We start from the raw sequence: 24,475 nt of genomic DNA, 5'->3' as shown, positions 1-24,475 counted from the left end.
AATGCCGGTGCCGGCGGCCGGTCAATTTCGTATTTTCTGCGCAGAAATCAACAGTCTGGTTCCTTCGGAAACTTGTGAAGGCGATGGCTATTGCGCGCCAGGCGCGACCTCGAGCGCCGGTGCGCGCGGGCTGCGCCACTCGGGCGGCTTCCACAGGTAGCGCAGGTCGCGGTCGCGCCAGGCATCGGCGAACATGTCGCGCCATTCATGGAAGGTCAGCGTCAGCGGGTTATGCGTGCGCACCTGGCGGGTGATGCCAAACACCGGTGCCTCATGCTCGGGGACGAAGGAGCCGAACAGGCGGTCCCAGATCGTCAGCACACCGGCGTAGTTGCGGTCGATGTACTGCGGGTTCTTCGCATGGTGGACGCGATGTACCGATGGCGTATTCAATAGCGACTCGATCAGCGGCCAGCGTTGCCCCAGCCGCGTATGCACGAAGAACTGGAAGGCCAGGTTCACACCTACTGCCAGGATCACCCAGTCCGGCGTGAAGCCGATCCACGCCAGCGGAATCCAGAACAGCCACATGCCTGAGAGCGGATAGGTCAGGCTCTGCCGGAACGCTGTCGAGAAATTCATGCCTTCCGACGAATGGTGCGTCACGTGCGAAGCCCACAGCCAGCGCACGCGGTGGCTGGCGCGGTGGAACCAGTAATAGAGAAAGTCCTGCAGCAGCAATAACAGCGCGAATGACCACACGGTCTCCGGCATGGCGCGCAGGCCGTGCTGGTAGCACCACGTGTAGAGCGTGCGGATCATCAGCCAGAGGAAGAACGCATCCGACGCCTGGTGCATCAGCGCCAGTGCCGCGTTGGATACGGTGTCGCGCAGGCTGTAGACGGTCGGGTCGCGGCGGGCCCAGTACCAGGCCTCGGCGCCAATGGTCAGCAGGAACACTGGCGCAAAGGCCAGCAGCACGAGTCCGGGATCGAGCGATTCAGTGTTCATTCCGCCAGTTTGCATATTCCGCATGGAATTGCCACGAGGGGTTCCTCCAAACGGCGCCTGCGGAGTTTTCGCGGCGCATCCGTCACCTGGTGGATTGCTGTACTGCCACGCAATTCTGTCCCGCGTGTGAAGTCGGTCAATACCGGTAAAGGACGCAGCCAGCGCGCCGTAGTTGAACAGGGCGGCGGCGCGGCCCGCGCTCCCGATTTCCCCGATTCCTCTTCCCCCGGAGCCTTCATGTTCAAGAACACTACCATCGGAGCCAGATTGTGGTTCCTCACTATCGTCACGAACTTGTTGTTGTTGATTGTCGGTGCAGTGGGTTGGCTCGGCATGTCGCGCAGCAACGAGGCGACGCACCAGATCTATGGGCAGCAGCTGTCGGCCGCGGTCAACCTGGCCGAAGCGCGCTCGAACCAGTTGCTGGTGCGCGTCCTGCTGGACCAGGCGACCTTCGCCACGGACCCCACCGATGCCAAGGCGCGCGCCGCGACCGCGGAAGGCTTCGCGCGCGATTCGGAGAAAGCCTGGCAGGCCTATCTCGTCTTGCCGCGCTCGGCTGACGAAGCCAGGGCGGTGGAGGATGTCACCGCCAAGCGCGATGCGCTCTTCAAGCAGGGCGTCGCGCCAATGATCGCCGCGCTGCATGCCGGCGACCGCGATGGCGTGATGAAGGCCGTGCTCGAAACCATCCCGCGGCTCGACATCGCCTTCACCGCCGTCAATACCGAACTTAACAAGCTGCAGGTGGCCAGCGCGAAGCAGGTCTACGAGGCGTCGCAGCAACGCTACCGCAAGCTGTTCACGCTGTCGGCATGCGTGCTGGCCGTGGGCCTGGCCTTCAGCACCGTGGTGGCATGGCGCCTGCGCCGTTCGATCGTCCAGCCGCTGGATACGGCGATCGGGCGTTTCGAGAAGATCGCGGGTGGCGACCTCAGCGTCGACGCTTCCGGCGGCGAGGTGCTGGCTGATGAGTCAGCGCGCAACGAGACCGCGCGCATGCTCGGCATGCTGGGCCGGATGCAGGCCAGCCTGGTGGCCATGGTGGGCGACGTGCGCGGCGGCGCGGACTCGATCGCTTCGGCCAGCAAGCAGATCGCCAGCGGCAACGCCGACCTGTCGCAGCGTACCGAGCAGCAGGCGGCCTCGCTGGAAGAGACCGCCTCGAGCATGGAGGAACTGACCAGTACCGTGCGCCAGAACGCCGACAGCGCGCGCGAGGCTCGCGGGCTGGCAACGGATGCCGCGACCCTGGCCGAGCGCGGCAGCGAGGCCGTGCTGCGCGTGGTCAACACCATGCAATCGATCGATGCCAGCTCGGGCAAGATCGTCGACATCATCGATGTGATCGAGAAGGTTGCGTTCCAGACCAATATCCTGGCGCTGAACGCGGCCGTGGAAGCCGCGCGTGCCGGTGAGCACGGCCGCGGGTTTGCCGTGGTGGCCGGCGATGTGCGCGACCTGGCGCAGCGCTGCGCCGGCGCATCGAAGGAGATCCGCGCGCTGATCGGCGCCTCGGTGGCCAATGTGCGTGAAGGCTCGGGGCTGGTCGATGACGCCGGCCGGGCGATGCAGGACATCGTCGATGCGGTGCAGCGTGTCAGCGCCATCATCGGCGATATCAGCGCGGCCTCGGACGAGCAGTCCAATGGCATCGAGCAGGTCAACGTGGCGGTGTCGCAGATGGACAGCATGACGCAGCAGAATGCGGCGCTGGTGGAGCAAGCGGCAGCGGCGGCGGCATCGCTTGAAGACCAGGCGCAGCGCCTGACCTCGCTGGTGGCGACGTTCCGGCTGGCCTGACGGTGCAGGGCGCATGCGCAATGCCGGCGCATGCGCCGCAAGCTGCCCACTGGGGTGCGCTTGCCGATGCGACTGGCGTAAAATCGCGAGTTGCATTGGAGGAGTACGACATGACTGAATTCGTCACGACAGAGGTCCGCGGTGGCATCGGATACCTGACGCTGAACCGCCCGCAGGCGCTCAACGCCCTGTCGCTCGACATGATCCGCGCCATCACCCAGGCGCTGCAGACCTGGGCCGCCGCGCCCGAGGTGGTGGCGGTGGTGGTCGCCGGTGCCGGCGGCAAGGCCTTCTGCGCCGGTGGAGATATCCGCTATTTCCACAAGGCTGTGCACGAAGGCGATCCGCTGCTCGACCAGTTCTTTGTCGAGGAATACGCGCTGAATTTCCTGATCCACCGCTACGCCAAGCCCTATATCGCACTGATGGACGGCGTGGTGATGGGCGGCGGCATGGGTATCTCGCAAGGGGCGCGGCTGCGCCTGGTCACCGATCGCACCAAGATGGCGATGCCGGAAACCAATATCGGCCTGTTCCCGGATGTGGGCGGCGGCTGGTTCCTGGCGCGCACACCGGGCCGCATCGGCGAGTACCTGGGGCTGACCGGCACCTTGATCCATGCCGCCGACGCGCTCTACGCCGGGCTGGCCGACGCCTATCTGCCGGGCAACCGGCTGGCCGAACTGGTCGATTCGCTGCGCACGCAGCAGTTTGCCAGCGGCGACGCCGTGCTGGCGCACATCGAAGGCTTTACCGCTGCGCACCGCGATGACTGCGTGCCGGCGCAAAGCACGCTGGGCGGGTTGTCGGCGCAGATCGACAGCCTGTTCGCGGGCAACACCATGCCGGACATCCTTGCCGCCGTCAGCGACGCCCCGGGTGGCTGGGCCGCGCAGACCGCCGCCATGCTGCGCAGCCGCTCGCCGCTGATGCTGTGCGTGACGCTGGAGCAGATCCGCCGTGCGCGCAGCATGTCGCTCGAAGACGAGCTGCGCATGGAACTGGACATGATGTACTACGTGTTCCGCAAGGGCGATGGTGTCGAGGGTATCCGCGCGCTCGCCGTCGACAAGGATCACAAGCCGCGCTGGCAACACGCCCGGCTTGATGATGTCAGCCGAGAGAAGGTGCTGTCGTTCTTCGACAGCCCGTGGCGCGCCGAGGAGCATCCACTGGCGTCGCTGGGCATCGCTGCCTGACGATTCCTGCGCAGGACACGCCGGCGCTGACTCGGGTAGAGTGGCGGCTGGACCGGCGCACAGGGCCAGGCCAACCCTGACCGAGTGCGCCGTCCGCGTCATTCCATCTGCACAGTCAAAGGAGCCGCAATGAGCAATCCTCGTGATGTCGTCGTACTGGTGGGAAGCCTGCGCAAGGAGTCATACAACCGTAAGCTGGCCAAGGCGCTGATCGCGCTGGCGCCGCCGCAGCTCAGGCTGGAGATTGTCGAGATCGGCGAGCTGCAGTTGTACAACCAGGACCTGGACGACAAACCTACCCAGGCCTGGACCACGTTCCGCGACCGCGTCCGCCGCGCGGACGCCGTGTTGTTCGTGACCCCGGAATACAACCGCTCCGTGCCCGCGCCGCTGAAGAACGCCATCGACGTGGGCTCGCGGCCCTATGGCAGCAGCGTCTGGGACGGCAAGCCTGGCGCCGTCATCAGCGCTTCGCCCGGCGCCGTCGGTGGCTTCGGTGCCAACCAGCACCTGCGCCAGTCGATGGTGTTCCTCAATGTCCCGATGCTGCAGCAGCCTGAGGCATATATCAGCGGCGTCGACAAGCTGTTAGATGAGCAGGGCGGTATCGCCAATGAATCGACCAAGGGCTTTCTCGGCAAATTCCTGACGACGTTTGCAGGCTGGATCGAGCGGACTGCGCCGCGCTGATACTGCCAGGGCGGGGCGCTGCGTACCTCGACACGGTAGCCCGTAACTCCGGTCGGGGTGGGCATGCCAGGTTACGAAGGCGCGCGCATCCGCCCCGGCTCCTGTCAGCGACCGGTCAGAGGTCGAGTCGAGAGCCGTCGAGTGCCATCCATACCCAGAGGAGAAGCACCGGCATCCCGGCCAGCCAGCGCAGCCAAATGCTGCGGTTCATCGCCAGCAATGCCCAAATTGCAAGGGAGCAACCGAGCAGGAATCCGAAGCACGACAGCAGGTAGTTCGCCTGTGATTGATATGCCCACATCGCCGTAGATGGTCCTTGGCCGCCGAACGGATACTCCTCGGGGGCTGTCCATGCTCCCCATATCTCTACCAACATCAGCATGGCGACGAGACAGAGGATGCTGGAACCGACAGCCTTAATAGCGAACTTCCAGTTCCATGTCTTTGGCATAGTACAAAAACTCCTTGGCAAAGGAATTCATTGAACTGGTGAGGTCGATGCAACCTGCAGAGCCAGGGTGGCTTCCGCCGTGGATCGTGAAATGCTTCGGCCAAACACGTTTGTTCCCAGGCGTGGCTGCAACCCAATGCGCCGGGTTCCCCAGGCGGTCGTACAGCCTGGCCATCGCCCGGCCTTGATGTTGATGAGCCTGAGAATGCAGGCAGCTCTGTTGAAGATGCTCGTGTCTTCCCAGCGCTGAAAATCATCCTGCCGCGCGGTGTACAGGCCTTCCGGTATGGGGCCCGCGTCCTTGGCGCTCTGATGTTCCTTGGTCTGGTATCCGGTCCGCCCTGAGACGGCCGGCCAACGCATCCGCATTGCGCCGCTCTCTATCCACTGCAGCGACTTGCCGTCGAAAAGGAGCTTGGCCTTGCGCCAGTGAATTTCGCGCTCCAATTCATCAAGCCTCAAAAGCTTGACAATCTCGTGCGGCGAATCCGGGCGGTTGAGCGTGTAGCCAAAGCGTTCTCTTACTAGCTCTTCAAGATCTCTGCGTAGGATGCTGTTATCCCGGATTTCGGATTCAAGGAGGCTCATCTGATTAAGCACCTCATAGCGTATTGCGGGCGGGCGGGCGGGCGAGCGGGCGAGCGGGCGAGCGGGCGAGCGGGCGGGTGCGGGGGCGGCCCCTGTTGGAGGCGTGCACGCACCTTCCATTTGGGCGCAGAAGCGTTCGGGAATCAATCAGCGCATTCCGAATATGTATGTTATTTGTGCTGTACGTCTTCCATTTCTTGTGATGTCGGAAGCCGTGCTGATGTAGCCCAGCCTGAATCCTGCGTGTGGTACCGCACAGGCAAACCGTGAGATTCTTGGTCCAGGCGGTCACTACGGATACCGCGTGGCATGATAGGCAAGTTCTACCGCTTGAATCTCTCCGGCGGCGCCGCCCCCGGCTGCCTAATCTTCATCCAATCCCGCGGCCGTTCGCCGGACCGGTACACCGAGCCGGTGCGCTTTCCAACCACCCCTTCAGCCCCAGCGTCGGCGCGAGTGTCTGCCGGCCCATGCCCTGTCTCCTGCGACGGCATAGTGATTCGGTGAGCCGCCAGCCCCAAAAAATAGAAGGATCGGTAGCGCTGTGGGGTTTCCGGCATCAGCCCCATCGGGTGGGATGCGGCCAGTCTCCGCGCGGCGAACGGGCGCGGGTATCAGGCGCCGTTAAGAAAAGCCCTCGGCCAGGGTTGGCGAGGGCGGAAAGTGGAAGCGCGTGAGTCGCAGTCGCGCGCTTCCGTCAGCATGACACTATCCCTCGTTCTGGACATCCCTCGAATTAGGGGGGGCGCTGCCCCCCCGGCTGCGCCGGTTGGTTCTGTTGTCTTGCGAACAGTTCTACCCTCCAAAGGGATGTTTCTTAATTGAAACTTAGGTCGACGCTACTGCGACTACGAGGACACGGTCATGCGCCCTTATGCCTCAGGATTGACCACTTATGTCTTGCTGTCCCTAATGCTGACCCCTGAGCTATGGGTCCCATGGCTGCTGCGGGTGCCATTATTTAGGGCGTTGATCGCCTTTGGGGTACTGGCCAAGTGCATGCCGGCAGTCTTCGCATTTTTTGCGCTGGCCGCCCGAGTAGGGCGATGAGGCATGCATTCCATAATGCGCGCCCTAGCCGAAAATCGGCTGCAACACGCTGGGCCGGCATTCAGGCGGGTTGGGCAATCGACCAAGGTTAGACTGTGAGTACAACCGAAGCCGTACCTTGCTTGCTATGCACCGCGTTGGCGCGACGCTGGCTCGACCGACAAGCTCCCCTGCATGGCAGCCGCATTTACCGTTGCGCTGCCTGTGGCGGGCGATTCGCAGTCGCTGGCGATGCGCTGGGCGCCATCGAACAGGGGCGTTGGGATGTTGCCGAGCTGAAAGCCGCGGTTAGGCAGAGCATTGCTTCGGGCATCCTTCCACGTATCGAGGACACAAAAGGAAGCCCGAGCGTGATCGCGGTCGGCCGTCAGGCATCCTGAGCTCGGTCGGATGAACGAGTAAGCCTGATGGGCTGAGCCCAACTACCTCCTGGCCGTGCTATTGCTGTTCAGCCGGCTCAGCCCGATAGGCCGACCAGTAGTAGTGGCTGTGTCGGTTGTGGCGGGCCAGCTTCTTCTCGATGAAAAGTCGGACGGTGCCGAGGTGCCCAGCCTCGACCAGGACCTCATGGTGGCTGGGCCCGTCGTGCGTGGCACGAGGCAGCGTCTGCAGGCCAGCGGCGATGTAGTGCCCCTGAACTCGACCGAGGATGCCGTTTGCGCCGGGAGCGGGGAACGGCCCGGGGGTTGTGGCCGGAAGATGGCAGCCTGCCGCGCGTTTGCTGTTGCCCATGCTCAGCCCCGGCCGGGGACGACGCGCACGCCGTCCCGAGAAACCTCGATCTGCGGCTGGTGGCCATAAGCCCGCAACAGCCGGACATTTTCCCGGGCGGAACTCGGAATGTCTTTCCTGCGGACCAGTGCGCCGTTGGTGATGAGAAAGGCGCCACAGCTCGGACAATGATAGAGGTAGCCATGAGATGGGGCGCGAGTGCGCTCAGCGGCAGCGCCGCAGATGGGGCAGTTTGCAGGTTCGGGCGACATGGCGGGGGCGTGGATGGATACTGTATGGATATACAGTATAGCGCGGACCGGAATCGCCATCGGTCATTTTCTTCAGGGTGGCAACCCCTGCATGGCCTATTGTCGCTTCGACCGGCTGATGCCTCCAAGCTTGCCGAGCAACTTGCATGCATCCGCCATGGCTTGCTCGTTGACCGGGTACCCCATGCCGGCTGGTCGATAGAGAAGACCGAGCTCAGGTGCGCCATGTTGAACACGACGGCGCTGCCTTGGCTCCAGGCGAACCTGCGCGGTGTACCCTATACTTCCGTCCTTTCGCACGCGCTGCGTGATCGTCTCCATATTCTCGGTGCGACAAGAGTCGAGATGGTGCTAGATCGTAGCGCTTGGGGCGGAAAATAGGACGAAATAGGCGGAATCGGCAGGAAATGGAACGCACTCACGGCACCCCGGAAACTGAGGCTACAGGCGGGAAACAAGGAAATATAAGGGCTCGCAGAATATCTGTGGCACCGATGATGGACTGGACTGACCGCCATTGCCGCATGTTCCACCGCCAGCTCAGCCGCCACACCTGGCTGTACACCGAGATGGTGACCACCGGCGCGCTGCTGCATGGCGACGTCCCGCGCCATCTGGATTTCGATGCGGCCGAACACCCGGTCGCGCTGCAGTTGGGCGGTAGCGAGCCGGCCGACCTTGCCATGGCGGCCAAGCTGGGCCAGCAATGGGGCTATGCGGAAGTCAACCTGAACTGCGGCTGCCCGTCCGAGCGCGTGCAGCGCGGGGCCTTCGGCGCCTGCCTGATGGCAGAGCCGCAACTGGTGGCCGACTGCATCAAGGCGATGCGCGAAGCGGTGGACATCCCGGTCACCGTCAAGCATCGCATCGGCATCGACAAGATCGAGCACTACGATTTCGTTCGTGATTTCGTCGGCCGGGTGGCCGAGGCGGGTTGCGGCACGTTTATCGTCCACGCGCGCAATGCGATCCTGAAGGGCCTGAGCCCGAAAGAAAACCGCGAGATTCCGCCGCTGCGCTATGAGGTGGCGTACCAGCTGAAGCAGGAGTTTCCGGGCCTGGAGATCCTGATCAACGGCGGCATCGTCAGCTATGACGAGATGGCTGCTCACCTCGAGCACGTCGATGGCGTGATGATCGGTCGCGAGGCATATCATCAGCCCTATGTATTGGCCGAAATGGATGCGCGCTTCTATGGCGATGCAAGTGCGCCGACGCCGTCGCGGCTCGACGTCGAGCTGGCGATGCAGCGCTATATCGGCGACCTGGTGGAGAGGGGTGGGTATATGGGTGCGGTCACGCGCCACATGCTCGGCCTGCATCGTGGCATTGCGGGCGGGCGCGGCTGGCGCCGCGTGCTGTCGGATGCCAAGAGCATGAATGCGGCACGCACGCGTGCCGATGTGGATGCATTGTTCGAAGAGGCGCGCGCACACTTGCGGCCGCAGGCACAAGAGCCACTGGCCGCGTAAGCGAGCGTAGGCCGTGCGCGCACTGCCGAGGCCGCGCTCTAACTCAAAATCGTGAAAATGTGCATGGCTGCGCGGGGGTACCGCGCGCCGCACTTGCAATGCCTGATCGCCCGGAAACCGGCGCCAGGAAAGGGATTCCCCTAATTCGCTGAGGCAGGGCACTTCCATACACTGTGCCTGCCCTCGAATACAGGGCTTTCTTCAACTGATTGTTAGCCCGCTTCGGCGGGCTTTTTTTGTCGGCGTTTTTTTGCTGCTACGCCAAGCTTGTTGCTCTTCGTTTACCCGTATGGTGCATTGCCGGGATGACAGTTACAGTGCAACCGCCTTCAGGGCATTTGAGATCGCTAAATTTAAGAGTCCGCGCTGCGGACTCTTTTTTTGCGCGCTCGCTTTGCATGCGCCAGACGAGAGGATTAGACGGTCGCCCTCGTAAAGAGTTCCATCGGTCACGCTGGCAGGCTAGCGCGTATGGCTGATGTCTACGTCCAGCGTGCCGTATGTCGTGATGCTGGATTCCCTGCCGTCGACCCCGCCGCCAGCACATCCGCCGAGCAAGGCCGCCAATACTGTCAGCGCAAGAATTCGCGCAGGCCATCTACACTTGATTTGCATTCCCGTTCCCTGCGTTCGTTGACGTGTCGATTTTGTCGATGACGTCGATTGGGCTCGCATGCGCTCGTGAGGTTCCATCGCCAGGTGCTGGTGCCACGGCAATGAGCGGGCAGGGTGGCCAAAAAGAGGCAGGCGGCCCGATGGGGCGGGCCGCCTGACGGGAAGGTCGAGGGGGGTCAATGTCCCTCAGGCACAAGTATCGCTTCGCGCATTTGCGGCATGAACCCTGCAGAGGTAGGGGCTGTGCACAGCATATTTCCGCGAGCGATCGACAGCATGCGCGAAGGTGCCAGCCGGGCCGGGCGCCCTGGTCGGCGGCCGTGATACGATCCCTCGCATTGACCCGGGCGAGACAAGGCATTGCATGCGGACCGATGCCGGCAGGGGAACAGCGTGGAAAGGGCAAACGTGGAAAACGAAGCGCCGTTCGGTGTTGTCTATGAAGACTTCAGGGTGGTCTGGGTTGCCGAGCAACTGCAGGACGGCAAATGGACGGCACGCTACTGCTGGCACCCCGGCACTTCAGAAGCCGCAGGCAAGGCGCTGCAGGAAGCCGTGCTGAACGGCAAGTCGCGCCGCCTGTTGGGGCAGTTCGATACCGAAGCCGAGACCGTCGAGGCCATCAAGCAGGCAGTGCTGCTTGAGGCAAAGTGGAGCCCGTCCCGAACCTGAGCTTTTATCTAAAAAAAATTGTGCCGGATACTAGCCATCCCGGAAAACTGTTTGTATAATCTTGGTTTTCGTCGATCAGCAACGTAACGCGCTGATGACCTCTACGGTGGCTGTAGCTCAGTTGGTAGAGTCCAGGATTGTGATTCCTGTCGTCGTGGGTTCGAGTCCCATCAGCCACCCCAAAGCATTTTCCAGAACGGCGCCTCGCGAGGGCGCCGTTTTGCATTCCCCGGGGATGGTATGTCTGTTCGAGCGGCAGTGATTGGCGTAGCGATGGCAGCCATGGTGGCAGGGTGTGCCACCGGTACGTCTGAAAAGGACATTCGCGCGCGTGCGCCCATGCGCTTGTTCACGCCAGCAATGATGGGCGATGTTGCGAAATGCCTGCGCAACAATCTGGGCGATGACGCCGCGGTCATCAACTATCCGGCGAAGAACCAGACTGAGATCCGCATCGGCCAGACCACGTCTGGCGGTGAATACCGATACGCCTATCTGATTTCGCTGACGGCGAAGCCGGATGGTACGGCGCTGGAACTGCGCAAGAGCGATACGTGGTTTCCGCAGCTGACGCCGCAGGAGCTGGAAGCCGAAACCAAGGCGTGCGCGCGTAGCTGAGGGCGGGGCCCACGGCTACGCGGGCTGCGTTCGCAGGGTTCAGGCAGCCAGCTTTTCGGCGGTTTCGAGTTCAAGCATGCGGCAGATCGCCGCCATGCTGCCGACCATGGTGCGGCGCTGCGTACCCTGGTAGACGCGTACGCCCTTGCTCTGGCGGAACGGCACGGGCTTGACCGGGCGGCGGGCGGCGACTTGGTGGATTTGCGGCATGGTGGCACCTCTTTTGGGCAAAGCGGGGTCAACACCCGGCAAGCCGGGTGGCGTCTGCAAAGCAATGGAAGCGGGTGGGCCCGCGCAGGCTCGCTGCCTGCGGTGCCCGGCTAGAAGCCGGAAGATCGGATCAGACCGACGGCGATGCCTTCCAGCGAGAACTCCTCGCCAGGCTCCACGATGATGTTGGTGAAGTCCGGGTTTTCTGCGATCAGTTCGATATGGCCACCGCGCCGCTGCAGGCGCTTGACGGTCACGTCATCGCCCAGGCGCGCCACCACGATCTTGCCGTTGGCGGCTTCGCTGGCGCGGCGCACGGCCAGCAGGTCGCCATCGAGGATGCCGGCATCACGCATGCTCAGGCCGCGCACGCGCAGCAGGTAATCGGGACGTTCGTCGAAGACCGAGGCGTCTACCTGGTACTGGCGGTCGATATGCTCGGCGGCGAGTATCGGGCTGCCGGCAGCAACGCGGCCCACCAGCGGCAGCGTCAGCTGCATCACGCCGGCCATCGGCAACGAAAACTGGTCGGGCATTTCCGAATCGCTGCGTGCCACCTTCAGGCGGATGCCACGTGAGGCGCCCGGGGTCAGTTCGATCACGCCCTTGCGTGCCAGCGCCCTCAGGTGTTCTTCTGCGGCATTGGGCGAGGAGAAGCCGAATTCTGCGGCGATTTCGGCGCGCGTGGGCGGAAAGCCGGTGCGGCGGATCGTGTTGCGGATCAGATCGAAAATCTGCTGCTGCCGGGGTGTCAGGGTCGCCATGGGATCGCCGTTCCGTGCGGGGCCGGGGGGATTCCGGGTAAGGGATCGGCCGATCCATTATCCTGCATCCGGCTGGCCAGGCACTGTATGTTTAAACAGTATGCTGTGATTTTATACAGTATCGGCCTGAGCGCAAGCAGAATTTTTGGGGCGTGTCGCATGGACGGATTATGGGTCGCCAGCGCGGGCCCGCGGCCAGGCGGGGCGCGCCCGTTACAATCGGCATTCCTGTTTTCCCACTTTCTTTGCACGCCTCCATGACCCAATTGCCTCGTATCGTCGTACTGGCCACCGGCGGCACCATCGCTGGCGCGGCCGGCAACTCCGCCAGCAGCGCACGCTACCAGGCGGCGACCGTGCCGGTGTCGTCGTTGCTGGCAGCGGTGCCCGCGCTGCAGTCGGCGGCCCGCATTGAAGCCGAGCAGGTGGCTCAGGTCGACAGCAAGGACATGACCTTCATGCTCTGGCAAACGCTGGCGGCGCGGGTCGAGTACTGGTCCGCGCAGCCCGACGTTGCCGGCATCGTGATCACGCACGGCACCGATACGCTGGAAGAAACCGCGATGGCGCTGCACCTGACGCAATCGTGTCCGGTGCCCGTGGTGATGACGGCGGCAATGCGCCCGTCGACGTCGCTGTCGGCCGATGGCCCGCTGAACCTGCTGGATGCGGTGCGCGTGGCCGCTCATCCCGATGCGCGCGGCAAGGGTGTGCTGGTGGTGCTGAACCAGCAGATCCACGCTGCGCGGGATGTGGCCAAGGCCCACACGTCGGCGGTCGATGCCTTTGTCTCGGCCTGCGGGCCGCTGGGTTTCGTGCAGGATGACTACGTGCGCTTCGCGCGCGCGCCGCGCGCGGCCTGGGTGATCGGGCCGATGCCGACGGCGTGGCCGGTGGTTGAGATCGTGGCCAGCTACGCCCAGCCGGGCAGGGTGGCTGTGGATGCGCTGGTCCGCGCGGGCGTTGCCGGACTGGTGGTGGCTGCCGCCGGCAATGGCTCGGTGCATGAGGTGCTGGCCGAGGCGCTGGCCGATGCCGCTGCCGCGGGCGTAGCCGTGGTGCGCAGTTCCCGCACCGGGGCCGGTCATGTGGCGATTCCGCCCCAGCTCAGCCCGACGGATGGGGCTTTTGTTTCCGCAACGGACCTCAATCCCTATAAGGCGCGCGTGCTGCTGGCCATGGCGCTGGCAGCCGACGCAGGGCTGGCGCGGGATCCGGCAAGGCTGCAGGCTTTGTTTGCCAACGCCTGATTTGCCTGTGTAAACAGCGGCTTGCGCACTTGCCGATGCGCGCGCTATAATATAAGGCTATTCAACCTTGCCACACCGGACTCGTGACGCCCGGGTGGCTAATCCAAAAGGAGCGTCAATGCGTCATTACGAAATCGTCTTCATCGTCCACCCGGACCAGAGCGAACAAGTGCCGGCCATGATCGAGCGCTACAAGCAGCTCGTGACCTCGCAGAACGGCAACGTTCACCGCGTGGAAGACTGGGGCCGTCGCCAGATGGCTTACATGATCCAGAAGCTGGCCAAGGCTCACTACGTTTGCCTGAACATCGAATGCGGCAAGGAAACGCTGGCTGAACTGGAACACGCGTTCAAGTTCAACGACGCCGTCCTGCGCCACCTGATCGTGCAGACCAAGAAGGCCGAGACCGCACCTTCGCCGATGATGAAGGAAGTGCAGCGCGAAGAAGCCCGCAAGGCCGCGCAAACGACCACCGAAGGCCAGGCCGCCTGAGTGCGGACTGCGGTGCGCGCCATGGCTGACAGCGTCGGCCACGGCAGCATGGATTGCAACCAGCAAGAGGCCCCGCGTTGAACCAGCTTCGGCTTGCCGCCACCCTGGCGGAACGCGATGCCCTGCGCTATACCCCGGCCGGGGTCCCCGTCGTGAACTGCATCCTGCAGTACAGCGGCGAGGCCGTCGAGGCGCAAACGCCGCGGCAGGTCGAGTTTGCAATCGCAGCGATGGGGATCGGACAGGTTGGCCAGCGTCTGGAGCGGTTACCGCTCGGCACGCTGCTCGATTGCGAAGGATTCCTGGCCCGCAGGCACCGCAACAGCAAGGCTCTCGTCTTTCACATCACTGGATGTAAAGCATTCGAAAAGGATTGAATCATGGCATTCGTCAAACGTGACAACAAGAACAAGAAGCGCTTCCAGCAACAGAACCCGCTGTTCAAGCGCAAGCGCTTCTGCCGCTTCACCGTGGCTGGCGTGGAACAGATCGACTACAAGGATCTGGACACCCTGAAGGACTTCATCGGCGACAACGGCAAGATCACGCCGGCCCGCCTGACCGGTACCAAGGCTCACTATCAGCGTCAGCTGGATACGGCCATCAAGCGTGCGCGTTTCCTCGCGCTGATGCCGTACACCGACCTGCACAAGAACTGATCAGGCCCTAGGTCCGTTAAGGAGAGAATGCGATGCAAATTATTCTGCTGGAAAAAGTCGTCAACCTGGGCAACCTGGGTGACATCGTCAAGGTGAAGGACGGTTACGCCCGTAACTTCCTGATCCCGGGCAAGAAGGCCCGTCGCGCTACGCAAACCGCGATCGCCGAATTCGAAGTCAAGCGCGCCGAGCTGGAAAAGGCCGCTGCCGAGAGGCTGGCCGCCGCGCAAGCCGAAGGCGAGAAGCTGAACGGCCTGACCGTCCAGATCAGCCAGAAGTCGGGTGTGGACGGCCGCCTGTTCGGTTCCGTGACCAACGCCGACATCGCTGAAGCTCTGGCTGGCCAAGGCTTCAAGCTGGAAAAGGCCCAGGTTCGCATGCCGAATGGCCCGCTGAAGATGGTGGGCGACCACCCGGTCAGCGTTGCGCTGCACACGGACGTCGTGGTCGACGTGACCGTGTCGGTCGTGGGCGAGAGCGTCTAAGGACGTGCCGCCTCGCCGGCGCGCTGCGCCGGCTGAAGCACCGCAAGCACTGCAAGCAAGAAAGGCAGGAGCCCTGGCTCCTGCCTTTTTTGTTGTTCGCTTGTCTTTGCAGGCCCCGTCGCCAAATGTACGGCGAAGTGCGTCCACCCGCCGGTATAATCCCTCCCCATGAACGCGCCTGTCGCCGACCCCCAACTCGAGAACCTCAAGGTCCCGCCGCATTCCATCGAAGCCGAGCAATCGGTGCTGGGTGGTCTGCTGCTGGACAACGCCGCCTGGGACCGCATTGCGGACTTCATCTCCGAGGCGGATTTCTACCGTTTTGACCACCGGATGATCTTCCAGAGCATCGCCCGGTTGATTTCGGCCACCAAGCCGGCCGACGTGATCACGGTCTATGAGATGCTGCAGGTGGCCGGCAAGGCCGAGGAGGTGGGCGGGCTGGCCTACCTGAATTCGCTGGCGCAGAACACGCCCAGCGCGGCCAATATCCGCCGCTACGCCGAGATCGTGCGTGAGCGCTCGGTGCTGCGCAAGCTGGTGACGGCGGCCGACGATATCGCCTCGGCCGCGTTCGCGCCCAAGGGCCGCGAGGTGCGCGAGCTGCTGGATGAGGCCGAGTCCAAGGTCTTTGCGATTGCCGAGGAAGGCTCGCGCGGCCAGAAGGGTTTCCAGGAAATCCAGCCGCTGCTGACCCAGGTGGTCGAGCGCATCGACGAGCTGTACCACCGCGATTCCACCACCGACGTCACCGGCGTTCCGACCGGCTTCATCGACCTGGACAAGATGACCAGCGGCATGCAGCCGGGCGACCTGGTCATCGTGGCCGGCCGCCCGTCGATGGGCAAGACCGCGTTCTCGCTGAACATCGGCGAGCACGTGGCGGTGGAGCAGGGCTTGCCGGTGGCAGTGTTCTCGATGGAAATGGCGGGCACCCAGCTGGCCATGCGTATGCTCGGCTCGGTAGGTCGCCTCGACCAGCACCGGCTGCGCACTGGCCGCCTGCTGGATGAAGACTGGCCGCGGCTGACGCATGCGATCCAGCGCATGAACGACACCCAGCTGTTCATCGACGAAACACCGGCGCTGAACCCGATGGAGCTGCGTGCGCGTTCGCGGCGCCTGGCGCGCCAGTGCGGGCAGCTTGGCCTGATCATCATCGACTACCTCCAGCTGATGTCAGGTTCCGGCGGCGGCGAGAACCGCGCCACGGAAATTTCCGAAATTTCCCGTTCGCTCAAGGGCCTGGCCAAGGAACTCAACTGCCCGGTGATTGCACTGTCGCAGCTGAACCGAAGCCTGGAGCAGCGCCCCAACAAGCGTCCGGTGATGTCCGACCTGCGCGAATCCGGCGCTATCGAACAGGATGCCGACGTGATCCTGTTCATCTACCGCGACGAAGTCTATAACGCGGACTCCCAGGACAAGGGCACCGCCGAAATCATTATCGGCAAGCAGCGTAACGGCCCGATCGGCACGGTGCGCCTGACCTTCCTGGGCCAGTTCACGAAATTCGACAACTTCAGTGGCGGTCCGGCTTTCTTCGACAACGACACCTGACGAAGTCAAGCCAGCCTGCAATCGTCTGTGCGGCGCCGTCTTGTTTGCGCCAAATTCGCGGGCAATGTCCCTGTAACCCTGTAAAATATTGCGCTTTGATGACAGTCGCCACCCGCGACTGTCATGCAACGCGCCCGCTCAATCCTGCAACACAATCAGCAGCGTCACCACGCTGCCACAAGGAACATTCCATGTTCGGCCGATTCATGCCCACGGAGGGCAAGTTCTTCGAATATTTCAACCAGCACGCCGACTGCGCGGTGACCGCCGCCCATGAGCTCCAGGCACTGGTCAATGACTTGCCCAACGCCGAGGCCCATGCGCGCCGCGTCCAGGCCACCGAAAAGAAGGCCGACCGGATCACGCACGACACCATCGACCTGCTGCACAAGACCTTTATCACGCCGCTGGACCGCGACGAGATCCACAAGCTCATCACGACCATGGACGACATCCTGGACCTGATGGAAGACGTGGCCGAGACCATCTCGCTGTACGACGTGACCAACCTGACCGACGAGGCGCTGCGCCTGGCGGCCATCTGCGTGCAGTGCTGCGACCAGGTCAAGATCGCGGTGGGCCTGCTCGAGGACATGGGCAACGCCAGCACCATCCTGAAGACCGCGCAGCAGATCGACCAGCTCGAGTCTGAAGCCGACCGCGTGATGCGCTCGGCGATGTCCAAGCTGTTCCGCGACGAGACCGACGTCAAGCGCCTGATCAAGCTGAAGGCCATCTACGAACAGCTCGAGACGATCACCGACAAGTGCGAGGACGTCGCCAACATCATCGAAGGCATCGTCCTGGAAAACGCCTGAGGCGGCAATCGGCATGCAGACCATACAAATGAGCCTGTGGGTGATCGCCTTGCTGGTGGCGCTCGCGCTGCTGTTCGACTTCATGAACGGCTTCCACGACGCGGCCAACTCGATCGCCACCGTGGTTTCCACGGGCGTGCTCAAGCCGCACCACGCGGTGGCGATGGCGGCGATGTGCAACGTCGTCGCGATCTTTATCTTCCATCTGAAGGTGGCCGCCACGGTGGGCACCGGCACCATCGATGTCAGTATCGTCGACCATTACGTCGTGTTCGGGGCGCTGGTCGGGGCGATCGCCTGGAACGTCATCACCTGGTACTACGGCATCCCTTCGTCGTCGTCGCACGCGCTGATCGGCGGGCTGGTGGGCGCGGCGGTGGCCAAGGCCGGCACCGGTGCGCTGGTGGGCAGCGGCCTGCTGAAAACCGTGGCCTTTATCCTGATCTCGCCGCTGCTGGGTTTCATCCTCGGCTCGCTGATGATGGTGATTGTGGGCTGGACCTTCTTTCGCACGCCGCCGTCGCGCGTGGACCGCTGGTTCCGCCGCCTGCAGCTGGTGTCGGCATCGATGTACAGCCTGGGCCATGGCGGCAATGACGCGCAGAAGACCATCGGCATCATCTGGATGCTGCTGATCGCCAGCGGCCATGTGGTGGCCGGCGGCCAGCCGCCGACCTGGGTAATCGTCAGCTGCTATGTGGCCATCGGCATGGGCACGCTGTTCGGCGGCTGGCGGATCGTGCGCACCATGGGCCAGAAGATCACCAAGCTCAAGCCGGTCGGCGGCTTCTGCGCCGAGACGGGCGGGGCGATCACGCTGTTCTTTGCCTCGGCGCTGGGCGTGCCGGTATCGACCACGCATACCATCACCGGCGCCATCGTCGGCGTCGGCTCTGCGCAGAAGATGTCGGCGGTGCGCTGGGGCGTGGCCGGCAATATCGTCTGGGCCTGGGTGCTGACGATTCCGGCATCGGCCTTCATGGCGGCGATCGCATGGTGGATCGGGCGGCATATCCTGTAAGGCGGGGGCCGCCGTACCAGCAAAAAGCCAGGCTGACGCCTGGCTTTTTGTTTGGGCGTGTCACTGGTTGGCGAAGGCCGCGATGGGATCGTCGTCGACCGGAAGCGGTGCAGGGGCGGGCTCGGGCTCGGGCAGCGGTGTCGCGGCCGGGGGTGCCACCGACGCGGGCGGCGCTGGTGGCTGGTTGACCGCCGCCACCACGCGGCGCGCGCCGTTGTAGCGTGAGGCCCAGTAGGGTTTGCCCATGTCCTCCAGCCGGACCGTGCCGCCGGAAGACGGCGCATGGACAAAGCGGTTCTGTCCGACGTAGATGCCCACGTGCGAATTGGCGCGGCCGGTGGTGTTAAAGAACACCAGGTCGCCGGATGCCACCTCGCTGCGGTCCAGCGAGCTGCCGCGGGCGCCCATCGCCTCGGTCGTGCGCGGCAGGTTCACATTGGCCGCGCGCGACACCACGTAGCGCACCAGCCCGCTGCAGTCGAAGCCGGAGTCCGGCGTATTGCCGCCGTAGCGATAGGGTGTGCCGACCAGCGACATCGCCTGGATGGAAATCTCTTCCAGTCCGGCGCTGGGATCGATCATGGGCTTGCCCGGCGTGCGCGGCAGGCCGGCATGGCGCGAAGGCGGGGAACTTGCGCAGGCCGCCAGCAACAGGGCGGTGGCGCAGAGCAGCGGCAGCCGGACCTGGGCAAGCAGGCGCTGCGCACGCAATGGATGGGAAGAGATTCGGGTACGGCGCAATGGCATCCTGGGTTTCCGGTCGCCGGCCTGCCGGCGCACCGGAAGCCTTGCCGCTACCAGCGTAGCTGGGCGTTGCGCGTACCGGTGCTGACCTTGATGGACTTGGCCTGGCCCTTGTAACTGGCCTCGATATTGTAGCTGCCTTCGGGCGCACGTATCAGGCAGCGCGGGCCGGCGGCGTTGAAGCTGGCGACTTCCTGCTCGTCGCGCACCAGCCTGACCGCCACGTCCGACAGGAATTCACCGCTCGCACCCTGGATGAACAGGATGCCTATATTGAAGTCCTTTTCCTTCGCGGCCAGCGCCTGGCGCTCGTCCTCGGCGACACCGCCGCAGACGTAGCTGACCGGGCCCATGGTGCGGATCACCATTTCTTCTTCGGCGGCATGGGCCGGGCGCCAGCAGGCGGCCAGCGCGATGCCGGCGGCAGCCAGCACGGCCAGCGCAAGGCGCTGCCTGTGCTGGCTGCGGGCGATGGCAGGCACATGCCTGGGCAGATGCTGGATATTCATCGACGCCTCCAGTGGGGATGCGGGGCAACGGCAAACATGGGCCATCATAGCCCCAAAGTGCTTGTCGTTGACGACGGCGCTCAGGCACCGCGGGCGCGCCCCGCCACCGGCAGGGCGCGCCGCAGGCTGCCAGTGTCAGAGCACGTCGCCGGCGTGATCGGCCAGGCGCGAGCGTTCGCCGCGCGCCAGCGTGATATGGCCGCTGTGGCTCCAGCCCTTGAAGCGGTCGACTACATAGGTCAGGCCCGACGAACCCTCGGTCAGGTACGGCGTGTCGATCTGCGCGATATTGCCCAGGCAGATGATCTTGGTGCCGGGGCCGGCGCGGGTCACGAGCGTCTTCATCTGCTTGGGCGTCAGGTTCTGCGCCTCGTCGATGATGACGAACTTGTTGACGAAGGTGCGCCCGCGCATGAAGTTCATGCTCTTGACCTTGATGCGCGAGCGGATCAGCTCCTGCGTGGCGGCGCGGCCCCAGTCGCCGGCGCTGTCGTCGCTCTTCTGCAGCACCTCGAGGTTGTCGTCGAACGCGCCCATCCAGGGCTGCATCTTCTCTTCCTCGGTGCCGGGCAGGAAGCCGATGTCTTCGCCCACCGGCACCGTGGCGCGCGTGACGATGATCTCGTTGTACTGCTTCTGGTCCAGCACCTGTTCCAGGCCGGCCGCCAGCGCCAGCAGGGTCTTGCCGGTGCCGGCCTGCCCAAGCAGCGTGACGAAGTCGATGTCCGGGTTCATCAGCAGGTTGAGCGCGAAGTTCTGCTCGCGGTTGCGGGCGGTCACGCTCCACACATTGTTCTTGTGGTGCGTGTAGTCCTTGAGCGTCTGCAGCAGCGCGGTCTTGCCGTTGATCTCCTTGACCTGCGCGTACAGCGGCAGGCTGCCGTCGACCGGCTCCAGGTAGACGAACTGGTTGACGAGGAACGACGGCACCAGCGGGCCGGTGAGCCGGTAGAACATGGCGCCGGACTTCGGGTCCTGCCAGCTTTCCACGCCCTTGCCGTGCCTGGTCCAGAAGTCGCCGGGCAGCTGCAGCACGCCGGCGTAGAGCAGGTCCTTGTCTTCCAGGACCTGGTCGTTGAAGTAGTCTTCGGCCGGCAGGCCCAATGCGCGCGCCTTGATGCGCATGTTGATGTCTTTCGACACCAGCACGACCTGGCGCTCGGGGTACTGCTGCTGCAGCGCGCTGACCACGCCCAGGATCTGGTTGTCGGCCTTGCCCTGCGGCAGGCCCTCAGGCAGCTTGATGTCGTTCAGGCGCGTCTGGAAGAACAGCTTGCCCTGCGCGTCGCGGTTGCCCAGCTTGGCCAGCGGCAGGCCTTCATCGAGCACGCCGTCGGTGCCGCCCACCAGCGAATCGAGCGTGCGGCTGACCATGCGCGCGTTGCGCGCGACTTCGCTCATGCCCTTCTTGTGGTTGTCCAGTTCTTCGAGCGTCATCATCGGCAGATAGATGTCGTGTTCCTCGAAGCGGAAGAGCGAGGCCGGGTCGTGCATCAGCACGTTGGTGTCGAGCACGAACAGCTTGCTCGGGCCTTCGGACTTGCGGGCGCGGCGCGTGGGGCCGGAGGACGGCTTGACCAGGCTGACCGGCGCGGCAGTGACGGCTGGCGTCGACACGGCCGGGGCCTCGGTGCTGCGGGCGCGGGTGCCACCGGCGGCGCGGGCCTGGACCTCAGGCTCCTCGGTGTCGCCGGTTTCCAGCAATGCCACGCGCTCGAGCGCCGGCACAGGTTTCTTGCCCTGTGTGGCGGCTTTGGCCTTGGGCACCGCGGAGACCGGAGCAAACTCGCTCGGATCCAGCAATTGGGCAGGCTTGGCGGGCATGGTAGGCAGCGGCATGCTTGGCTTTCCTTTCAGGGGGACAAGAAGGGGGCGAGGGTGTCCGTGCCGCGACGCCGCGATACGTCGGATACGGCGTGGCGGCCGATGGCCGGGGCATGCATGCGCGAGGCTCCCGGCGCGGACAGGCATGAGGACAGACGCGGCTGCAAACAAAAAAGCCGCCATGCCTGCTGAACAGGGTTGGCGGCTGGGATCCGGCGGCTTCTTTGGCGGACTGCCGACACGGCAGGTCCGCTACCGGCCTGTGGCGCGAACCGCCTGGGCCGGGGAGTCGAAGCAGCGTGGCATCCGGAATCTGAACTCATTACGGGCCAATGTATCCGAAGGTTTTGGGTTTGGCAATTGGGTTTGCCAACGGCTTGTTGCGACACAGCACGTCCGCGTTGGCGTACGTGTCGAGGCAAGGCCGATACCGACGCGATACCTCAGAGCCCGCGCACGATTTCCAGGACTTCGTCAACATGGTTCGGCACCTTGATGCCGCGCAGCTCGTGGCGCAGCATGCCCTTGCCGTCGATGATGAAGGTGCTGCGCTCGATTCCCCGGTGCTCCTTGCCATAGAGCTTTTTCATCTTGATGACATCGAACAACGTGCACACGGCTTCGTCGGCATCCGAGATCAGCTCGAAGGGCAGTTCAAGCTTGGCCTTGAAGTTCTCGTGCGAGCGGATGCTGTCGCGCGAGATGCCGAACACCTGCACGCCGGCTTTATGGAAATCCTCATACTGGTCGCGGAAGTTCATGGCCTCCGTGGTGCAACCCGGCGTGTTGTCCTTCGGGTAGAAGTACAGCACCACCGTCTTGCCGCGGTAGTCGGCAAGGCGGAAGGTGGCATCGCCGGTCATCGGCGCGCTGAAGTCGGGTACGGCCTTGTTCAGACTGACGGTCATGCTTGTGGCTCCTGGGGGAGGGGCAGGGGATCGGGAGAATCGGGTGAGGGGGCTGCCACCTTGGCGGGGCAGATTGGGGCGCCCTGCCGGACTTCAAGCGTGGCGCCGGCTCAACTTTTGCAAAGGTCAGGCGGCTTCGGGTTCGAGCAGCAGCACCGCCGCGACCTTGCGGCCTTCTGCCATCAGGATGTTGTAGGTGCGGCAGGCGGCCTGCAGGTCCATGGCGTCCACCCCGACATGGCGGCGCGACAGCGACGCGGTCAGGCGCGGGTGCGGGAAGCGCAGCCGCGAGCCGGTGCCGAGCAGCACCACTTCGGGGCCGAGGTCCACCAGCTGCTCGAAATGCGCGGGCTCCAGGTCTTCGAAGCGGCTGACCGGCCAGGGCCGGACTTCGCCCTCGGGCATGACCAGGACCGAGTTGGTGTGGCGGACGAGGTTGATCTCGATGTAGCCCGGCCCGTAGGCCGTGACGGTATTGAGCGACTGGGGCTGGTCGGCGTGGAGTTTCACTTGGAGGCCTCTGCGGCGGCCGCCACGGGCTGGCGGGCCGGCCCGTGGGGCGGATGGCCGGCACCCCGGGCGGGTACGGTGTGGACGACAGGATGGGCGACAGTGCGCAGGCGCCTGGCGTGCGCGCGGCAAGCGCACGCTGCAATGCAAGAATCCCTGCCGAAGTCTGTCATAATCCGATAAATTATAGCTTTTGCCTCCCTGTCTGCCACGTTCGCGTTGCATTGCAGCGGACGGCGCCTCGGCGCGGGGCTTCCGCACGGGGCTTCGGCATTAATTCAGATTCGCCCAGATTCCCTGTCCGGTGCCGCCTGCGCGGCACGCTACGCTTGCCCGACATCGCCGTGAAACCCATCCAGAAATCCAACAAACTCAATAACGTTTGCTACGACATCCGCGGACCGGTGCTGGAAAAGGCCAAGCAGATGGAGGAAGAAGGGCACAAGATCATCAAGCTGAATATCGGCAACCTGGCCGTGTTCGGCTTTGATGCGCCGGAAGAGATTCAGCAGGACATGATGCGAAACCTGCCGAATTCGGCAGGTTATTCTGATTCCAAGGGTATTTTCGCTGCACGCAAGGCGATCATGCACTATACCCAGCAAAAAAATATCGAAGGCGTTGGGCTGGACGATATTTATGTGGGCAATGGTGCCTCCGAACTGATCGTGATGGCCGTCAACGCGCTGCTCAATGCCGGCGACGAAGTGCTGGTGCCGGCGCCGGACTACCCGCTGTGGACCGCCGCCGTGAGCCTCTCTGGCGGCACGCCGGTGCACTATATCTGCGACGAGTCCAATGACTGGATGCCCGATCCGGCCGATATCCGCGCCCGCATCACGCCGCATACCAAGGCGATCGTCATCATCAACCCGAACAACCCCACCGGGGCGCTGTATTCGGACGAACTGCTGCTCGAGATCGTCGCCATCGCGCGCGAGCACGGCCTGATCATCTATGCCGACGAGATCTACGACAAGGTCCTGTACGACGGCCACACCCACACCTCGATCGCCTCGCTCTCGACCGACGTGCTGACAGTGACCTTCAACGGCCTGTCGAAGAACTACCGCTCGTGCGGCTACCGTGCCGGCTGGATGGTGGTGTCGGGCGACAAGCGCCCGGCCATCGACTATATCGAAGGCCTGAACATGCTGTCGTCGATGCGCCTGTGCGCCAACGTGCCGGGCCAGTGGGCGATCCAGACCGCGCTGGGCGGCTACCAGAGCATCAACGACCTGGTCAACGAAGGCGGGCGCCTGCGCCGCCAGCGCGACCTGGCCTACGAGCTGATCACCGCGATTCCGGGCGTGACCTGCGTCAAGCCCAAGGCGGCGCTGTACCTGTTCCCCAAGCTCGACCTGTCGATGTACCCGGTGCAGGACGACCAGGAGTTCATCTACGAACTGCTGCAGGAGTCCAAGGTGCTGCTGGTGCAGGGCTCGGGCTTCAACTGGGCCAAGCCCGACCATTTCCGCATCGTGTTCCTGCCGCACGAGGAAGACCTGCGCGAGGCCATCAGCCGCATCGCGCGCTTCCTCGAGGCGTACCGAAAACGCCACGGCAAGGTCGCGGCCTGATTTCGCGGGCCGCGCCCCAATTCATCCTTAGCAACTCAGAAGATTGTC

At 63.9% G+C, this 24,475-nt stretch carries 26 protein-coding genes and 1 tRNA gene; 16 read left to right on the top strand and 11 right to left on the bottom strand.

The window, feature by feature from the left end; translation table 11 throughout:
* Positions 1 to 87 precede the first annotated feature (87 nt).
* Positions 88 to 951 (bottom strand): sterol desaturase family protein, encoded by an 864-nt coding sequence (locus tag AC07UK_RS02475; RefSeq protein ID WP_494685303.1) that lies wholly within the window; start codon positions 949 to 951, stop codon positions 88 to 90.
* A 237-nt stretch (positions 952 to 1,188) separates the two neighbouring features.
* On the opposite strand from AC07UK_RS02475, the gene AC07UK_RS02470 reads away from it, so the two are divergent.
* The 3 genes from AC07UK_RS02470 to AC07UK_RS02460 all read left to right on the top strand — a co-directional run bounded on the left by AC07UK_RS02470 (position 1,189) and on the right by AC07UK_RS02460 (position 4,643).
* The gene (locus tag AC07UK_RS02470) at positions 1,189 to 2,754 is read left to right on the top strand and encodes a methyl-accepting chemotaxis protein (protein WP_436222055.1); all 1,566 of its coding nucleotides are present in this window, start codon (positions 1,189 to 1,191) and stop codon (positions 2,752 to 2,754) included.
* 110 nt (positions 2,755 to 2,864) lie between these two features.
* Positions 2,865 to 3,953, top strand: coding sequence for an enoyl-CoA hydratase/isomerase family protein (locus tag AC07UK_RS02465; protein WP_494685304.1), 1,089 nt, complete (start codon positions 2,865 to 2,867; stop codon positions 3,951 to 3,953).
* Positions 3,954 to 4,082: 129 nt separating this feature from the next.
* Positions 4,083 to 4,643: an NADPH-dependent FMN reductase gene (locus tag AC07UK_RS02460; RefSeq protein ID WP_436222053.1), complete on the top strand. Its 561-nt coding sequence runs from the start codon at positions 4,083 to 4,085 to the stop codon at positions 4,641 to 4,643.
* Positions 4,644 to 4,758: 115 nt separating this feature from the next.
* On the opposite strand, the gene AC07UK_RS02455 is transcribed toward AC07UK_RS02460, so the two are convergent.
* From AC07UK_RS02455 to AC07UK_RS02445, 3 genes are all read right to left on the bottom strand, one after another.
* The gene (locus tag AC07UK_RS02455; RefSeq protein WP_494685305.1) at positions 4,759 to 5,094 is read right to left on the bottom strand and encodes a hypothetical protein; all 336 of its coding nucleotides are present in this window, start codon (positions 5,092 to 5,094) and stop codon (positions 4,759 to 4,761) included.
* 27 nt (positions 5,095 to 5,121) lie between these two features.
* Entirely contained in the window at positions 5,122 to 5,682 is a 561-nt protein-coding gene (locus tag AC07UK_RS02450) for a hypothetical protein (protein WP_436222051.1), read from the bottom strand.
* 1,488 nt (positions 5,683 to 7,170) lie between these two features.
* Positions 7,171 to 7,464 (bottom strand): hypothetical protein, encoded by a 294-nt coding sequence (locus AC07UK_RS02445; RefSeq protein WP_436222050.1) that lies wholly within the window; start codon positions 7,462 to 7,464, stop codon positions 7,171 to 7,173.
* 658 nt (positions 7,465 to 8,122) lie between these two features.
* On the opposite strand from AC07UK_RS02445, the gene dusA reads away from it, so the two are divergent.
* From dusA to AC07UK_RS02425, 4 genes are all read left to right on the top strand, one after another.
* Positions 8,123 to 9,187: a tRNA dihydrouridine(20/20a) synthase DusA gene (gene dusA / locus AC07UK_RS02440; RefSeq protein WP_436222049.1), complete on the top strand. Its 1,065-nt coding sequence runs from the start codon at positions 8,123 to 8,125 to the stop codon at positions 9,185 to 9,187.
* Between the two features lie 1,008 nt (positions 9,188 to 10,195).
* Positions 10,196 to 10,474: a hypothetical protein gene (locus AC07UK_RS02435; protein ID WP_414437055.1), complete on the top strand. Its 279-nt coding sequence runs from the start codon at positions 10,196 to 10,198 to the stop codon at positions 10,472 to 10,474.
* 106 nt (positions 10,475 to 10,580) lie between these two features.
* Positions 10,581 to 10,656 (top strand) — tRNA-His (locus AC07UK_RS02430).
* A gap of 91 nt (positions 10,657 to 10,747) precedes the next feature.
* On the top strand, positions 10,748 to 11,092 hold the full coding sequence (locus AC07UK_RS02425) for a hypothetical protein (protein WP_436222048.1): 345 nt from the start codon (positions 10,748 to 10,750) through the stop codon (positions 11,090 to 11,092).
* 39 nt (positions 11,093 to 11,131) lie between these two features.
* Here the strand turns inward: AC07UK_RS02425 and AC07UK_RS02420 are convergent, their stop codons facing one another.
* Both AC07UK_RS02420 and lexA read right to left on the bottom strand, forming a co-directional pair.
* Positions 11,132 to 11,302: a hypothetical protein gene (locus AC07UK_RS02420; protein ID WP_010809510.1), complete on the bottom strand. Its 171-nt coding sequence runs from the start codon at positions 11,300 to 11,302 to the stop codon at positions 11,132 to 11,134.
* Between the two features lie 110 nt (positions 11,303 to 11,412).
* A complete protein-coding gene (lexA, locus tag AC07UK_RS02415) occupies positions 11,413 to 12,066 on the bottom strand; it encodes a transcriptional repressor LexA (protein ID WP_013957143.1) in 654 nt (217 codons plus the stop codon).
* Positions 12,067 to 12,323: 257 nt separating this feature from the next.
* Here lexA and AC07UK_RS02410 point away from each other — a divergent pair, with 257 nt between their 5' ends.
* The 8 genes from AC07UK_RS02410 (at position 12,324) to AC07UK_RS02375 (ending at position 18,352) form a co-directional block, all read left to right on the top strand.
* Entirely contained in the window at positions 12,324 to 13,316 is a 993-nt protein-coding gene (locus AC07UK_RS02410; protein WP_436222047.1) for an asparaginase, read from the top strand.
* A gap of 118 nt (positions 13,317 to 13,434) precedes the next feature.
* Complete coding sequence (gene rpsF, locus AC07UK_RS02405; RefSeq protein WP_010809513.1) at positions 13,435 to 13,809, top strand: 30S ribosomal protein S6; 375 nt, start codon at positions 13,435 to 13,437, stop codon at positions 13,807 to 13,809.
* 77 nt (positions 13,810 to 13,886) lie between these two features.
* Entirely contained in the window at positions 13,887 to 14,186 is a 300-nt protein-coding gene (gene priB / locus AC07UK_RS02400) for a primosomal replication protein N (protein ID WP_013957140.1), read from the top strand.
* 3 nt (positions 14,187 to 14,189) lie between these two features.
* Complete coding sequence (rpsR, locus tag AC07UK_RS02395) at positions 14,190 to 14,468, top strand: 30S ribosomal protein S18 (RefSeq protein WP_006163606.1); 279 nt, start codon at positions 14,190 to 14,192, stop codon at positions 14,466 to 14,468.
* 32 nt (positions 14,469 to 14,500) lie between these two features.
* The gene (gene rplI / locus AC07UK_RS02390) at positions 14,501 to 14,953 is read left to right on the top strand and encodes a 50S ribosomal protein L9 (protein WP_436222046.1); all 453 of its coding nucleotides are present in this window, start codon (positions 14,501 to 14,503) and stop codon (positions 14,951 to 14,953) included.
* A gap of 168 nt (positions 14,954 to 15,121) precedes the next feature.
* Positions 15,122 to 16,513 carry a replicative DNA helicase gene (locus tag AC07UK_RS02385; protein ID WP_013957138.1) on the top strand — a complete coding sequence of 464 codons (1,392 nt, stop codon included), beginning with the start codon at positions 15,122 to 15,124 and terminating at the stop codon, positions 16,511 to 16,513.
* A 191-nt stretch (positions 16,514 to 16,704) separates the two neighbouring features.
* On the top strand, positions 16,705 to 17,331 hold the full coding sequence (locus tag AC07UK_RS02380; protein WP_010809517.1) for a DUF47 domain-containing protein: 627 nt from the start codon (positions 16,705 to 16,707) through the stop codon (positions 17,329 to 17,331).
* 13 nt (positions 17,332 to 17,344) lie between these two features.
* Positions 17,345 to 18,352: an inorganic phosphate transporter gene (locus tag AC07UK_RS02375; protein WP_013957137.1), complete on the top strand. Its 1,008-nt coding sequence runs from the start codon at positions 17,345 to 17,347 to the stop codon at positions 18,350 to 18,352.
* 60 nt (positions 18,353 to 18,412) lie between these two features.
* On the opposite strand, the gene AC07UK_RS02370 is transcribed toward AC07UK_RS02375, so the two are convergent.
* From AC07UK_RS02370 to AC07UK_RS02350, 5 genes are all read right to left on the bottom strand, one after another.
* On the bottom strand, positions 18,413 to 19,099 hold the full coding sequence (locus AC07UK_RS02370) for a C40 family peptidase (protein WP_436222045.1): 687 nt from the start codon (positions 19,097 to 19,099) through the stop codon (positions 18,413 to 18,415).
* 47 nt (positions 19,100 to 19,146) lie between these two features.
* Complete coding sequence (locus AC07UK_RS02365; protein ID WP_436222044.1) at positions 19,147 to 19,605, bottom strand: hypothetical protein; 459 nt, start codon at positions 19,603 to 19,605, stop codon at positions 19,147 to 19,149.
* Positions 19,606 to 19,740: 135 nt separating this feature from the next.
* Complete coding sequence (locus tag AC07UK_RS02360; RefSeq protein ID WP_436222043.1) at positions 19,741 to 21,444, bottom strand: PhoH family protein; 1,704 nt, start codon at positions 21,442 to 21,444, stop codon at positions 19,741 to 19,743.
* Between the two features lie 428 nt (positions 21,445 to 21,872).
* Entirely contained in the window at positions 21,873 to 22,337 is a 465-nt protein-coding gene (locus tag AC07UK_RS02355) for a peroxiredoxin (protein ID WP_436222042.1), read from the bottom strand.
* Between the two features lie 126 nt (positions 22,338 to 22,463).
* Complete coding sequence (locus AC07UK_RS02350; protein WP_436222041.1) at positions 22,464 to 22,847, bottom strand: Mth938-like domain-containing protein; 384 nt, start codon at positions 22,845 to 22,847, stop codon at positions 22,464 to 22,466.
* A gap of 344 nt (positions 22,848 to 23,191) precedes the next feature.
* Here AC07UK_RS02350 and AC07UK_RS02345 point away from each other — a divergent pair, with 344 nt between their 5' ends.
* Positions 23,192 to 24,427, top strand: a complete 1,236-nt coding sequence (locus AC07UK_RS02345) for a pyridoxal phosphate-dependent aminotransferase (RefSeq protein ID WP_436222040.1) — start codon at positions 23,192 to 23,194, stop codon at positions 24,425 to 24,427.
* Positions 24,428 to 24,475 lie beyond the last annotated feature (48 nt).

The sequence above is a fragment of the Cupriavidus sp. GW821-FHT07C08 genome, assembly GCF_059419025.1.
This window is presented reverse-complemented; position numbering and strand designations above follow the sequence as displayed.

Excerpts from the sequence above, each read along its gene's own strand:
- AC07UK_RS02475 (WP_494685303.1), bottom strand. The coding sequence starts at position 951 with ATGAACACTGAATCGCTCGATCCCGGACTCGTGCTGCTGGCCTTTGCG.
- AC07UK_RS02470 (WP_436222055.1), top strand. The coding sequence starts at position 1,189 with ATGTTCAAGAACACTACCATCGGAGCCAGATTGTGGTTCCTCACTATC.
- AC07UK_RS02465 (WP_494685304.1), top strand. The coding sequence starts at position 2,865 with ATGACTGAATTCGTCACGACAGAGGTCCGCGGTGGCATCGGATACCTG.
- AC07UK_RS02460 (WP_436222053.1), top strand. The coding sequence starts at position 4,083 with ATGAGCAATCCTCGTGATGTCGTCGTACTGGTGGGAAGCCTGCGCAAG.
- AC07UK_RS02455 (WP_494685305.1), bottom strand. The coding sequence starts at position 5,094 with ATGCCAAAGACATGGAACTGGAAGTTCGCTATTAAGGCTGTCGGTTCC.
- AC07UK_RS02450 (WP_436222051.1), bottom strand. The coding sequence starts at position 5,682 with ATGAGCCTCCTTGAATCCGAAATCCGGGATAACAGCATCCTACGCAGA.
- AC07UK_RS02445 (WP_436222050.1), bottom strand. The coding sequence starts at position 7,464 with ATGGGCAACAGCAAACGCGCGGCAGGCTGCCATCTTCCGGCCACAACC.
- dusA (WP_436222049.1), top strand. The coding sequence starts at position 8,123 with ATGGAACGCACTCACGGCACCCCGGAAACTGAGGCTACAGGCGGGAAA.
- AC07UK_RS02425 (WP_436222048.1), top strand. The coding sequence starts at position 10,748 with ATGGCAGCCATGGTGGCAGGGTGTGCCACCGGTACGTCTGAAAAGGAC.
- AC07UK_RS02420 (WP_010809510.1), bottom strand. The coding sequence starts at position 11,302 with ATGCCGCAAATCCACCAAGTCGCCGCCCGCCGCCCGGTCAAGCCCGTG.
- lexA (WP_013957143.1), bottom strand. The coding sequence starts at position 12,066 with ATGGCGACCCTGACACCCCGGCAGCAGCAGATTTTCGATCTGATCCGC.
- AC07UK_RS02410 (WP_436222047.1), top strand. The coding sequence starts at position 12,324 with ATGACCCAATTGCCTCGTATCGTCGTACTGGCCACCGGCGGCACCATC.
- rpsF (WP_010809513.1), top strand. The coding sequence starts at position 13,435 with ATGCGTCATTACGAAATCGTCTTCATCGTCCACCCGGACCAGAGCGAA.
- rpsR (WP_006163606.1), top strand. The coding sequence starts at position 14,190 with ATGGCATTCGTCAAACGTGACAACAAGAACAAGAAGCGCTTCCAGCAA.
- rplI (WP_436222046.1), top strand. The coding sequence starts at position 14,501 with ATGCAAATTATTCTGCTGGAAAAAGTCGTCAACCTGGGCAACCTGGGT.
- AC07UK_RS02385 (WP_013957138.1), top strand. The coding sequence starts at position 15,122 with ATGAACGCGCCTGTCGCCGACCCCCAACTCGAGAACCTCAAGGTCCCG.
- AC07UK_RS02380 (WP_010809517.1), top strand. The coding sequence starts at position 16,705 with ATGTTCGGCCGATTCATGCCCACGGAGGGCAAGTTCTTCGAATATTTC.
- AC07UK_RS02375 (WP_013957137.1), top strand. The coding sequence starts at position 17,345 with ATGCAGACCATACAAATGAGCCTGTGGGTGATCGCCTTGCTGGTGGCG.
- AC07UK_RS02370 (WP_436222045.1), bottom strand. The coding sequence starts at position 19,099 with ATGCCATTGCGCCGTACCCGAATCTCTTCCCATCCATTGCGTGCGCAG.
- AC07UK_RS02365 (WP_436222044.1), bottom strand. The coding sequence starts at position 19,605 with ATGAATATCCAGCATCTGCCCAGGCATGTGCCTGCCATCGCCCGCAGC.
- AC07UK_RS02360 (WP_436222043.1), bottom strand. The coding sequence starts at position 21,444 with ATGCCGCTGCCTACCATGCCCGCCAAGCCTGCCCAATTGCTGGATCCG.
- AC07UK_RS02355 (WP_436222042.1), bottom strand. The coding sequence starts at position 22,337 with ATGACCGTCAGTCTGAACAAGGCCGTACCCGACTTCAGCGCGCCGATG.